9 protein-coding genes are annotated in these 12,170 nt (G+C 64.4%); 5 read left to right on the top strand and 4 right to left on the bottom strand.

The genetic code is table 11. From position 1 onward, the window contains the following. Positions 1-187: 187 nt before the first annotated feature. Both glpK (GOACH_RS19925) and GOACH_RS19920 read right to left on the bottom strand, forming a co-directional pair. Positions 188-1,693, bottom strand: coding sequence for a glycerol kinase GlpK (gene glpK, locus GOACH_RS19925; RefSeq protein WP_005178854.1), 1,506 nt, complete (start codon positions 1,691-1,693; stop codon positions 188-190). Then, the gene (locus tag GOACH_RS19920; RefSeq protein ID WP_005178852.1) at positions 1,690-2,448 is read right to left on the bottom strand and encodes an IclR family transcriptional regulator; all 759 of its coding nucleotides are present in this window, start codon (positions 2,446-2,448) and stop codon (positions 1,690-1,692) included. Before GOACH_RS19920 ends, glpK (GOACH_RS19925) begins: the two co-directional genes overlap by 4 nt. A 209-nt stretch (positions 2,449-2,657) precedes the next feature. Here GOACH_RS19920 and GOACH_RS19910 point away from each other — a divergent pair, with 209 nt between their 5' ends. Both GOACH_RS19910 and glpK (GOACH_RS19905) read left to right on the top strand, forming a co-directional pair. Further along, positions 2,658-3,503, top strand: a complete 846-nt coding sequence (locus tag GOACH_RS19910) for an MIP/aquaporin family protein (protein WP_005178849.1) — start codon at positions 2,658-2,660, stop codon at positions 3,501-3,503. A 67-nt stretch (positions 3,504-3,570) separates the two neighbouring features. Beyond that, positions 3,571-5,088, top strand: a complete 1,518-nt coding sequence (gene glpK / locus GOACH_RS19905) for a glycerol kinase GlpK (RefSeq protein WP_005178846.1) — start codon at positions 3,571-3,573, stop codon at positions 5,086-5,088. Positions 5,089-5,110: 22 nt separating this feature from the next. Here the strand turns inward: glpK (GOACH_RS19905) and GOACH_RS19900 are convergent, their stop codons facing one another. Further along, on the bottom strand, positions 5,111-6,094 hold the full coding sequence (locus GOACH_RS19900) for a sugar-binding transcriptional regulator (RefSeq protein WP_005178837.1): 984 nt from the start codon (positions 6,092-6,094) through the stop codon (positions 5,111-5,113). Between the two features lie 85 nt (positions 6,095-6,179). Here GOACH_RS19900 and GOACH_RS19895 point away from each other — a divergent pair, with 85 nt between their 5' ends. Next, complete coding sequence (locus GOACH_RS19895) at positions 6,180-7,907, top strand: glycerol-3-phosphate dehydrogenase/oxidase (RefSeq protein WP_005178833.1); 1,728 nt, start codon at positions 6,180-6,182, stop codon at positions 7,905-7,907. Between the two features lie 100 nt (positions 7,908-8,007). Here the strand turns inward: GOACH_RS19895 and GOACH_RS19890 are convergent, their stop codons facing one another. Then, positions 8,008-8,862: a DMT family transporter gene (locus GOACH_RS19890; protein ID WP_005178830.1), complete on the bottom strand. Its 855-nt coding sequence runs from the start codon at positions 8,860-8,862 to the stop codon at positions 8,008-8,010. Between the two features lie 126 nt (positions 8,863-8,988). On the opposite strand from GOACH_RS19890, the gene GOACH_RS19885 reads away from it, so the two are divergent. Then, positions 8,989-11,250, top strand: coding sequence for a hypothetical protein (locus GOACH_RS19885; RefSeq protein ID WP_005178817.1), 2,262 nt, complete (start codon positions 8,989-8,991; stop codon positions 11,248-11,250). Between the two features lie 52 nt (positions 11,251-11,302). Further along, positions 11,303-12,170: hypothetical protein (locus GOACH_RS19880; protein ID WP_157227874.1), on the top strand; the 868-nt coding region annotated here is incomplete at its 3' end.

The raw sequence follows: 12,170 nt of genomic DNA, 5'->3' as shown, positions 1-12,170 counted from the left end.
GACCATGCGGGAATCCCGGCATCGGCCAAGTCGCTGATACCGAGACAACTATTCTTCCGGGACGTCGTTCGTCCGTCCCGGTCACGCGAAGAGGAACCTCGGTTTCGACGGTAGCCGCTTTGTCGAAGGTTCGCCACGAGATCCGCAATGCGCCTGGCATCGGCGCATATCGATCGGGTCTCGACGGTCAGACGTCGACGAGGGCGCGGCGCACCGCCGCCTGCCACCCGGCGGCTTCGCGTCGGCGACGCTGCGGGTCCATCGTGGGCGTCCACGATGCTGCGACGTGGCGGTTCTCCCGCAGGGAATCGAGGTCGTCCCAATACCCCACCGCGAGACCGGCCGCGTAGGCAGCACCCAGTGACACCGTCTCCGAGACGAAAGGCCTGACGACGGGAACATCGAGGACGTCGGCCACATGTTGCATCAGCAGGTTGTTGGCCGTCATTCCGCCGTCGACAGCCAACCGCTGTAGTTCGATACCCGCAACGTCGCGCATCGCTTCGACGACGTCGGCTGTCTGCCACGCGGTTGCCTCGAGCACCGCTCGCGCCAGATGTCCCTTGGTCACGTACGAGGTGAGTCCGGTGACAATTCCGCGTGCTTCGGAATTCCAGTGCGGTGCATACAGTCCGGAGAACGCTGGCACCACATAGCAGCCACCGTTGTCGTCGACGGTACGCGCGAGTGTCTCGATCTCCGGTGCAGAATCGATGAGGCCGAGTTGGTCCCGGCACCAGCCGACGAGCGACCCGGTCATGGCGATGGGACCTTCCAACGCGTACACGGGCGCCTCCCCCGGTAGGGCGTAGGCGATGGTCGGGACCAGGCCGCGTGCCGAGGCGACGATCGAGGTACCCACATTCATCAGCACGAAAGCGCCTGTCCCATAGGTGCATTTGACGTCGCCGGGATCGAAGCACGTCTGGCCGAACAGTGCCGCCTGCTGATCTCCGAGCGCACTGGCGATCGGCACGCCCGGTAGGACGCGGGCGCACGTGGCGTACACCTCGCTACTTCCGACGACGCGGGGCATCGTCGCCTCGGGGATGTCGAGGAGGCGAAGCATCCGTGAACTCCAGTCACGCCGCCGCAGGTCGAGAAGCAGTGTGCGACTGGCGTTGGTGACGTCGGTGATGTGGATACCGCCCTTCGGGCCACCGGTCAGGTTCCAGATCAGCCACGTCTCCAACGTCCCGAACAGCACGTGACCGTATTGGGCTGCGGCTTCGGCACCACCGATGTTGTCGAGCAGCCATCGCAGACGCGGAGCGGCAAAGTAGGTCGCGGGATCAAGCCCTGTGACGTCCCGGATCTCGCTCGCGTGCTCACCGAGTTGATCGACCATCGGTCCGGTCCTGGTGTCCTGCCAGGTGATGGCCGGTGCGAGTGGTCGCCCGGTACGTCGATCCCAGATGACAGTCGTCTCGCGTTGATTGGCAACCCCGAGTGCCGCAACATCCGACGGAGTGCGGCCGGCGAGTGCGAGCGCCTTGGGGACCACCTTCTGCACGTTGACCCACAACTCGTGAGCATTCTGCTCCACCCAGCCCGGCCGCGGGAACGACTGCTTCTGCTCGAGCTGGGCAATCGACACCATGCGGCCGTGCCGATCGAAGAGCATGCAGCGTGACGAAGTCGTCCCGACGTCGATGGCGGCGACCACCTTCGCTTCGTCGGTCGACCTACTCATCGCACCACACCCAACTCGCGGTCGATCGACGTCGCGGTCTGCCGCATCTGATCGATCACCGGATTGCGGGGCAACGTGCCCGACCGAAAGATCGACGACGGCGGACCGACGACAACGAGCGCGCCGATCTCGCCCGGCCTGCGTCCGCGCACGGGTACCGCCAGGGCAGCACTGCCACGTTCGTACTCGCCGTACTCGGTGGCCAGGCCCGACTGCCGTACAGTCGCGATCTCGGAGGCGAGGTCGGTTCGCGAGACGACGGTTTCTGCGGTGAACCTGTCGAGAACCATGTTGCGCAACAACCGGTTCCGATTCTGCGAGTAGGCGAGCAGCAGCTTTCCCCCGGCCGATGCGTGCAGCGGCAGACGCTCACCGACCCGCATCCGCTGAGGCGAATCGTCCGGCCGGAATACATGGTGGACAACGACGGCGGCGTCGAGCTCGAGTACCTCTAGCCAGACCTGCAGGTCGAGCATCGATGCAAGGGTGTCGCACCAACCCATGGCCGCCGACCGCAGCACGTTGCCATCGAGATTCGACGCCCCGCCGCCGTGGTGTGCAGCGGCCAGATAGGACCCGTCGTCTGCCTGGTCGACGTAGCCGATGTCGACCAGGGTGCCCAGGATTCCGTGGGCTGTCGCTTTGGGGAGGCCCAACTCGGTCGCGATCTCCCGCAGCGACAGCGGCCGCGGACTGCGCTCGAGGAGATCGAGGGCAGCGGCGGCACGTTGAATCGACTGTATGGGCCCCGGCACCCAGGCCTCCTCCCCGCGAGATGCGTCGTTGCTCGTCACAACGACTCTACGACCGTCTACACGCTGCACCCTCGTACACGGGCGACGACCGTTCGACATTGTCGAACGGCATTCATTGATCTGGGTCACACTCCCGGCCTACTTTTTCCTCCATCCGGCAGGTACCGATCACCCCCGAGGCGTCGAGCCGGTCACAAAGGAGTGAAACCATGACGAAGAAAATCCCCCTGGTGGGTGAACTCTCCGCGGAATGTCTGGGCACGATGATCCTCATTCTCTTCGGATGCGGTGTGGTGGCCCAGGTCATCGGCGGCGGGTTCCCCAAGGCGTTGGACGGCGGTGACCACAACTCGATCGCGTTCGCCTGGGGCTTCGGCGTCGCGCTCGGCGTCTACGTTGCGGGCCGGCTCAGCGGCGCGCACCTCAATCCCGCTGTCACCATCGCGCTCGCTGTCTTCAAGGGCTTCGATCGACGCAAGGTGCTGCCGTTCATCGGCGCCCAGTTCGTCGGAGCGTTCATCGGGGCGCTCATCGTGCGATACGCGTACTCGGACCAGATCAGGGCCATCGACCCCGATCACACCAAGGCCACACAGGGCATCTTCTCGACGTCTCCCGGCGCCGGCGTGTCGATGACCACGGCATTCATCGACCAGATCATCGGCACCGCGATCCTGGTCGCAGTGATCTTCGCGCTGACCAACGCCGTGAACAATCCGCCGTTGGGCAACATGGCACCGCTCATCATCGGCATCCTGGTCGTCGCGATCGGTATGGCCTGGGGCACCAACGCCGGCTATGCCATCAACCCGGCCCGCGATTTCGGTCCTCGGCTGGCATCGCTGGTCACCGGCTACGGCGACGCGATGTTCTCGGCGAACGGTCCCGAGTTGTACTTCTGGGTCCCCATCGTGGCGCCCATCATCGGCGGCATCCTCGGCGGAGCGATCTTCGTGTTCGGCATCGAGCGATTCCTGCCGTCGGAGTCCGACGACAGCCAGGAGATCGGTGTCAGCGAACCAACCGATTCCGAGCACGTCGGCGCGAGACACTGATCACGACAACAACCGCACACCCCCATCCCCGCGTCCACTGACGCATCAAGAACGAGAGAACAGTTCCATGCCAGATTTCGTCGGTTCCGTCGACCAGGGAACCACCAGCACGCGATTCATGATCTTCGACCACTCCGGCAACGAGGTGGCCCGCCATCAACTCGAGCACGAGCAGATCCTGCCCCGCGCCGGGTGGGTGGAACACAATCCCGTCGAGATCTGGGAGCGGACATCGGCGGTCATCCAGACCGCGCTCGGCAAGGCAGGACTCTCGTCGACCGACCTCGCTGCGCTCGGCATCACCAATCAGCGCGAGACCTCCGTGGTCTGGGACCGTCGTACGGGGCGCCCGTACTACAACGCGATCGTGTGGCAGGACACTCGCACCGACAAGATCGCCAGCGCGCTGGAACGAAACGGCCATGGCGACACCATCCGTCACAAGGCCGGACTTCCGCCTGCCACCTACTTCGCCGGCGGCAAGATCCAATGGATTCTGGAGAACGTGCCGGGCGTCCGCGAGGCGGCAGAACGCGGCGACGCCATCTTCGGGACCACCGACACCTGGCTCACCTGGCACCTCACCGGCGGATACCGCGGCGGCGAGCACGTCACCGACGTCACCAACGCGAGCCGAACCATGTTGATGAACCTCGAGACGCTCGACTGGGACGACGAACTGTTGTCGCTTTTCGACATACCCCGCGCGATGCTGCCCGACATCCTGCCCTCGTCGAGCCCCAAGGCGTTCGGCGTCACCGATTCCACCGGCCCGCTCGCGGGTGAGGTCCCGATCACCGGTGTACTCGGCGATCAGCAGGCAGCGACCGTCGGACAGGTGTGCTTTGCGCCGGGCGAAGCGAAGAACACCTACGGCACAGGCAATTTCATGCTGCTCAACACCGGCACCGACATCGTGCGGTCGACGTCCGGCCTCCTCACGACGGTCGCATACCAGCTCGGCGACGACAAGCCCGTGTACGCACTCGAGGGCTCCATCGCGGTCACCGGTTCGGCGGTCCAATGGCTCCGCGATCAGCTCGGAATCATCAGTGGCGCTTCACAGTCGGAAGCTCTCGCCCGCCAGGTCGAGGACAATGGCGGCGTCTACTTCGTGCCTGCGTTCTCCGGACTGTTCGCCCCCTACTGGCGTTCGGACGCCCGCGGCGCGATCGTCGGACTCTCCCGGTTCAACACGAACGCCCACCTGGCGAGGGCCACGCTGGAGTCCATCTGCTACCAGACGCGCGACGTCACCGAGGCGATGACCGCCGACTCCGGTGTCACGCTTGATGTTCTGAAGGTCGACGGCGGTGTCACGGCCAACGAACTGTGTATGCAGATCCAGGCAGACGTGCTCGGTGTGCCGGTCTCGCGCCCCGTCGTGGCCGAGACCACCGCGCTCGGTGCGGCGTACGCGGCCGGGCTGGCCGTCGGATTCTGGAAGAACACCGACGAACTGCGCGAGAACTGGAACGAGGCACGCCGGTGGGAGCCCGAATGGGACGAGAAACAGCGCGAGGCCGGCTACGCGCAGTGGCGTAAAGCCGTCGAGCGCACCCTCGACTGGGTGGACGTGGACTGAGATGGCCGAGCCCGGCTGCCGACTACCTGCGCTGGGTGTCGCGATGGATGAGCAGCCGGGCGAGGTTCTCGTCGAGCACGATGTCGGTGATGAGTCCGGCAGCGAAAGCGCCTTCCGTCGCAGCCGCTTTGGACTCTCCCGACACCACACAGATACGTCGGGGCACTGCGCGGATCACCGCGAGATCAGGGCCCGACGACCGCTTGTTCAGTTCGATACCGGAGTCGCTGCCGTCATGTCTGTAGAACATCGTCGCGACGTCCCCGACGACTCGCTCGGACCGCAGCGACGCGAAGTCAGCGGGCTCGAGGTAGCCGCCGGTGTAGACGTGACTGGGCACGTCGGCGTCGGGGGCACCGAGACCGAAGAGCGCAACGTCCATCGTCTGCTGGACGTCGAGAACCCGTCTCGTGCTTCGCTCGTGCCACAGGGCCACCTTCGTTCGCGGGTCGTCGAAGAATGCCGGCACCGGAAACTGTTCCACGCGAGCCGAATACGCTGTGGCGAAGCGTCGCAGGATCTCGCTGGCGTAGTCGATACCCGAACTCGTCGGGTTTCCAGCGCCGTTGAGTTGCACGATCTGCGTATTCCACAACTCCTTGGGCACCACATGCCTGCTGACGACGCTGACCGTGGCACCCCAGGCGATGCCGAGCGTTGTATTGGCTGCCAGCGCCCGACCGAGCCATCGTGCGGCCTCCTGACCGACCCGCTCGAGTCTGTCCGAATCCGACATCTGCGCGGTCGTCGGCACCACCGATGCGGTGACACCGAAGCGCCGTCCGAACTCGTCGGCGATCTCACCGGTTCTGCCTGCTGGGGCATGGATCGTGATGTCGACGAGGCCGGTCGCGCGGGCGAAGCTCAGCAACCGAGACACCGACGAGCGACTCATACCGAGTTCGCGACCGATGGCGGCCATGTCGAGGTCTTGCATGTAGTACAGATGCGCCGCGCGCACGGCGAGAGCGGTGCGCTTCGGGTCGTCGGCCGCGAGTCGTTCCACCCCACACGTTCTACCAGCACAATCCGACCGTGCACATACGTGCAGAAGTATTGCGCGTATGTGCAGTGACCTACAGGATGGAATCATGACCGAAAACACCACATCGACCGCACCGGTGCGGCCAGGCGTCACCGCGCTCACCGAGCGCCCGTCGGCGCAGGTCCTCGTCATCGGTGGCGGCATCAACGGCATCTCGACCTTCCGAGACCTCGCCCTGCAGGGCATCGACGTCGTGCTCGTCGAGCGCGACGACTGGGTCAGCGGCGCGTCGTCGGCGTCGAGTCACATGATCCACGGCGGAATCCGCTACCTCGAGAACGGCGAGTTCCGCCTTGTCCGTGAGTCGGTGCACGAGCGCAACGGACTGCTGGAGATCGCACCGCACTACGTCAAACCCCTCGAGACGACGGTCCCGATCTTCTCGACGTTCAGCGGAATCCTCAACGCTCCGAGACGGTTCCTCACCCACAACACCGGGAAGCCCAACGAGCGCGGCGCCGCGTTGATCAAGGCCGGACTGGTGATGTACGACGCCTTCTCCGGCGCCGGAAAGCGGCGCGTGCCGCGGCACAAGTTCCGCATCGGCAACAAGGCCCGCGCCGACATGCCGCGCCTCAACTCCGGAATCCGCTACACCGCAACCTACTTCGACGCCTCGGTGCATGATCCCGAGCGCCTGGCACTCGACGTCCTCAAGGACGGACTGGCCACCGGGCCGCACGCTCGCGCTGTCAACCACGTCGAGGCGATCGCCGTTCGCGACGGCGATGTGCTGCTGGCCGATCGCATCAGCGGAAAGCAGTTCACCGTCTCCGCCGAGGTCATCGTCAACGCCAGCGGCCCGTGGACCGACCTCACCAACGACGCGCTCGGCGGCGACACCCGCTACATGGGCGGCACCAAGGGTTCTCACATCGTGCTCGATCACCCCGATCTCGTCGAGGCCACCCGCGGCCGCGAGATCTTCTTCGAGCACTCCGACGGTCGTATCGTGCTCATCTATCCACTCAAGGACCGGGTCCTGGTGGGCACCACCGACATCGACGCCGACCCGAGTACACCGACGCGCTGCACCGACGACGAGATCGAGTACTTCTTCGATCTGATCAAGCACGTGTTCCCCGACATCGCCGTGTCACGCGACGACATCGTCTATTCCTTCTCCGGTATTCGCCCACTGCCGCGCCACGACGACACGACGCCCGGCTTCGTCTCGCGCGACTACAACGTCGAACGCACGCAGCTACCGGGTGTTTCGGTGCCGGTGCTCAGCCTGGTGGGCGGCAAGTGGACCACGTTCCGTGCCCTCGGCGAGCAGCTGTCCGACCGAATCATGGAGATACTCGGCGCGGCCCGTCAGGTCTCCACTGTCGGCCTGCCCATCGGCGGCGGTCGCGACTACCCGACCACGGACGCGCAGCGTCGAGCATGGGTGGCCAGCCGACGCGGCGACGTACCGGCCGAGCGCGCGGATCAGTTGCTCACCCGATACGGGACCCGCGCGAGCGAGGTCATTGACGCGATCTCCACTGGACCCGACACCCCGCTGCCCGCCAGCGGACTCTCGACGGCCGAACTGCGCTACATGGTCGAGGCCGAGCAGGCCGTGCACATCAGCGACATCCTGCTGCGCCGTACGGATCTGGCGTTCGTCGGCGACGTGACCGCGGCGGTGCTCACCGAACTCGGCGACGCCATGGCAGAAATCTGCGGGTGGGACAGCCAGCAGCGCGCGACCGAGATCGAGGCCGCCGTCGACAATCTCCGCGACGCCCACCGCGTCGAAGTGACCGCGAGCACCACGACCGTCTGATCGGCTCTCGAACCCGACCATCCACCTCGTCTGTGTCAGTTCACCTTTGGCAGTGCCGAAGGTGGGCACGCACAGACGAGGTGGATGTTTGCTGTGATGGTCAACCTATGGACTCTGTCGCTTCGACCGCTGACGACGTCGCGACGACGATCGCGCCGATGACAGCAGCGCCGAACGCGATCACCGTGACCACTTCCCACCCCGGACGCGTGGTGTCGCCGAGGAGCGCAATCCCCAGTGCGCCGGGAACCACGGTCTCTCCGACGACGATTGATGCCGCCGCGGCACTGACCGCCCCGGTCTGCAATGCGACGGTGAACAGATAGAAGCCGCCGACTCCGCAGATCACCACAGCGTAGGCGGCGGGATCGGCCAGTATCGCGCCGACGTCGAAAGGGTCGACGCCATCGAGGATCCGGATGGCGACAGCCATCAGACCGAACAGCGCACCACCGCCGAGGCCCGCGATCACCGCGACCCCCTTCGGAATCACTCTCGTCGCCGCGGTGACCACCGCGAACAGGCCGACTCCGACACCGAGCAATGCCCAATGAAGCCAGGTGTGATCACGGTGTCCCTCATCTCCCGCTCCGATACCGAGCACGATCAGCGCGACTACCACCACGCCGACGGCCGTCCACTCGCGGCGGCTGAGCCGCGCGTCGAGAACAATGGTCGCGAGCACCGCCGTGACCACCAGATTCGCGCTCACGATGGGCTGCGCGAGGAACAGCGGAATGAGCCTGTCGGCGACCAGGTTTCCGGCGAAACCGAGTCCGTCGAGCGCCAGGCCGAGCAGGAACGACACCGTGAGCATGGCGGTGATCGTCGAACGCAACGATGGTGCGGCGCCGTCCGAGTCGTCGTCGACGCTCTGCGCACCACGGGCCTGCAGAACCGACGCCGTGCCGTATGCGAATGCTGCGAGGAGCGCCGCAACGATGCCGATGACCATGCGGTTCAGTATTCATGACAGGTGCCGAGAGACTCGTCTTTGACCGTCTATTAGAGTGGCAAAGCGACAACGAGTGACGAGCAGCGTGGGCTCTCGCATAGCCCACTCGACGATGGGGGCATCGACATGTCGAGCGACCTCTCCCCGGTACCCGGCCCGCAACCGTCCGCAGCGCCGCAACCGTCACGGCAGGCTGACTTCAGCACGCAGGTTGCCACACAAACCTCACGTCCGCAGTCCACTGCCCCGCAGACACCACCTGGTCAGCAATCCCCCCAGCGGCAAGCGCCACCGACGAGCGGGGGTGGCGAATACATCCCCGACATTGTGCCGCCCGAGATCCTGTCAGCCGGCCGGGGACAGCAGCCAGCTGCTGAGAATCCCGCGCCGGTATCCGCTTTCGCAGGCGTCACTGTCAGAGGCTCTGCGATCGCGACCTCTGCATCGGGGACCGATCATTCTGCCCCACAGCCATCGAGCGCGCCGACAATCACGCTTGTCGACAACAAGACCCCGCCCCCCGCTGACGAACAAACTCCCGGTGGCCCTGGATCTGCTGATCCAGCGGTCGCGGAGGCGTCTCGACAGGCTCATGACGACGCGGTCCAGGTCAACGCAGGTAACGCCGTCCCTCCGCGCACGACTCAGACTGTTGATCGCGCCACTGCCGCAGCAACGCAACCCGGGGGCACAGTATCGGCGCCGGATCAGACGTACATCACGACATTCCTCGCGGCACTCGATTCGGCTTCATCCGGCGGTGTAGACCACGCTGTTGCCAGCTACCTCAACAACGGCGACACAGCGTCGCTGACCACGCTGGGCAATGCGGCCACGCTGGCATCCAATCACGATTACGGCGATCAGTTCGGTTCCCAAGGTGTGCCTGAGAGTCTGCGCCCACAGTTCGTCGGCACGGGGGCGAAGGACAAACCCCTGGTCAACCAGCGGCTTTCTTTCGGGACACGGATATATGGTCACGTCGACCCCCAACTTCAGCCGGGAGAGCAACTCGCACGCGATCTACTCCAGGTGTCCAGTGACCCCATCGCGCACAAAGAAGACTATTCATGGTCGAGTGGACCACCAGCTGTCACTCACACTCACGCTCCTGATCCTGAGATGGTCAAGCAACTTCCGGCCCTGATGACGCTTGGAGCGCGCAATCAGAAGGCCTCGCAGGCGCTCTGGGCAGGCGGCATCCCCGGTATCGACAAGAAGGACTTGGAGCGGGTCGCCCAATTCGACTGGCCTAACGACCCGAACGGCGAAGCTTTCGCATCAACATTGAACTGGATCGGTCCAGCGTTGGAAAGCCCTGATCCAGAAGTTCAGAAGCAAGGGTTCGCCGGATTTGCGGCAATGAACAGCATTCTTGGCGCGAAGAAGAGTGACGCCACGAATAAGTCGCTGTCGGAAGTCGCCGAAAACGCCGTGCGCAACAACCCCGCGCTCGCACGAGTAGTGGGCGACACCACGCTGGCTGCGGTTCCCTATCTGAATTTCGGTAACACCGGGAAACTCGGGCTACCGCTCGGGCAAAACCTAAACTCCTTGACAGTGGCAGCGCCGGGCGCCGCGCAAGCTCCGAGTTGGCTTCAAGGATATGGCGTGAGCACCGAATCACTGGCACGTCTCATGCAGTTTTCGACGCGCGGTAGCGCGGAGGATGCGATCATCTTTGCTGGCAGTATGCAGAACCGACTCGCACAGATCGATTCGCAAACCGCCGAAGCGTTTGTCAACAATCCAAGCGACCGCGCCGCCCTCGACGAACTCGGCAATCGCTATGCGGGGCTCAACGCCACGTTCGTTGCGGCATTGGGCACTTCCAAGGAAGGGCGATACCAAGAACTGCTTGATGATGCCAAGTCGCATTTGCGCGACTTCTCGTCGATACAAAAGAAAGAGAAGTTCATTGGCGCTGTCACGGGACTCAGCGGCCTCGGCGGGCTCAAGTCGAACACGGTTACCGCGGCTTCGGCACTGAAGACCCTCGGCAGCGTCGCGTATGGCAGCGGCAAGAAGGGCTACGCCGCGTTCGCAGAATCGGATATTGATAAGTACGTGAAGGAGCTGGAGACCAACCAGCAGTCGACACAAGAACTGATTGATGCCCTAGATCGCATCACACCCTCAACAATCTCCGAAGGAGATCCCGACGATACTACAGACGGTCGGGCCGGGCGTTGGGTCGCCGCGATCAAGAAGCAATGGCCCGACGCACAGTTCTCGAATCCAGACGGAACCACAAACCTTGACCAGAGTAACTTTCAACAGTTTCTGGAGCAGAAGTTTGGCGACGATTGGAAATACTTCCACAACCGACCGTGGGGCGTGGACGAACGAATAGCCGAAGGTGTAGGACAGTCGGTCAATGACGAATAGCAGAGCCCACGCACTTACGCCGTTTATTGTAGTTTCGCTTACGATTGTTGGCTTGATAACCGCCTGTAGTGGCACAACAGATTCCGGTAGCAGAGACACCACTGCCACACACATCACCAATGCTGCTGCGGCCGAACAGTTCCTCACCGGCACTTTGACCATCGACGGTCAGACCGTCAACCCCATACGCGCCGTACGATCCTGGCTCTCCGGCAACACCGACGACGACACTGCCGCCACCGCCCTCACCACCCTGACCACCACCGCCAACACCACCGACACCCAACGCCTCACCCTGGCCCGCACCCTCACCGACGCCGTCACCAACACCGACCGCAGCTGCCGCCAAGAATTCGTCCCCACCAACCCAGACGGCACCCTCCACACCCCCGCACCCCACACCCTGCAGGCACTGGCCACCAGCCTCCAACACTGGCTCTGGCCCCACATCGCCGGCGCACCCGACTGGTTTCTTCGGGGTGGCCAGTTCGCAGCACCAGAGAATCACGACACCGGACCCGTTCTCGGCCAACCCATCAGCAGCTGGTGGTGCCTGGCCCGCTGGATCCGCACCGACCCCGACGCCGCCCACACCCTCGCCGACACCGCCGAACACACCTACGCCGATCTCGAACTCCACCAAGCCCGCGACATCCTCAACACCCCCACCAACCAACCAGTCCGCATCACCGACCCCATCGTCGCCAACCCCACCCTCGGCATGACCCGCCTCCTGGTCCTCGTCCAAGACTCCACCCGACTCAACGTCGCACTCGACACACGCGCCGGACCACACATCACCCAAAGCACATGGATCGGCAAGTTCCCCGGAACAGACCGACTCGGCACACTCGGCCGCTGGGCCACCGCCGCCAACGAACGCTGGCACACCATCCCCGGCACCACCACACCCATCACCG

Origin of the sequence: Gordonia aichiensis NBRC 108223 (genome assembly GCF_000332975.1) — a bacterium.
In the GTDB taxonomy this organism is placed as follows: Bacteria; Actinomycetota; Actinomycetes; order Mycobacteriales; family Mycobacteriaceae; genus Gordonia; species Gordonia aichiensis.
The sequence above is the reverse complement of the archived record's forward strand: the minus strand, read 5'-3'. Positions and strand labels throughout refer to the sequence as shown.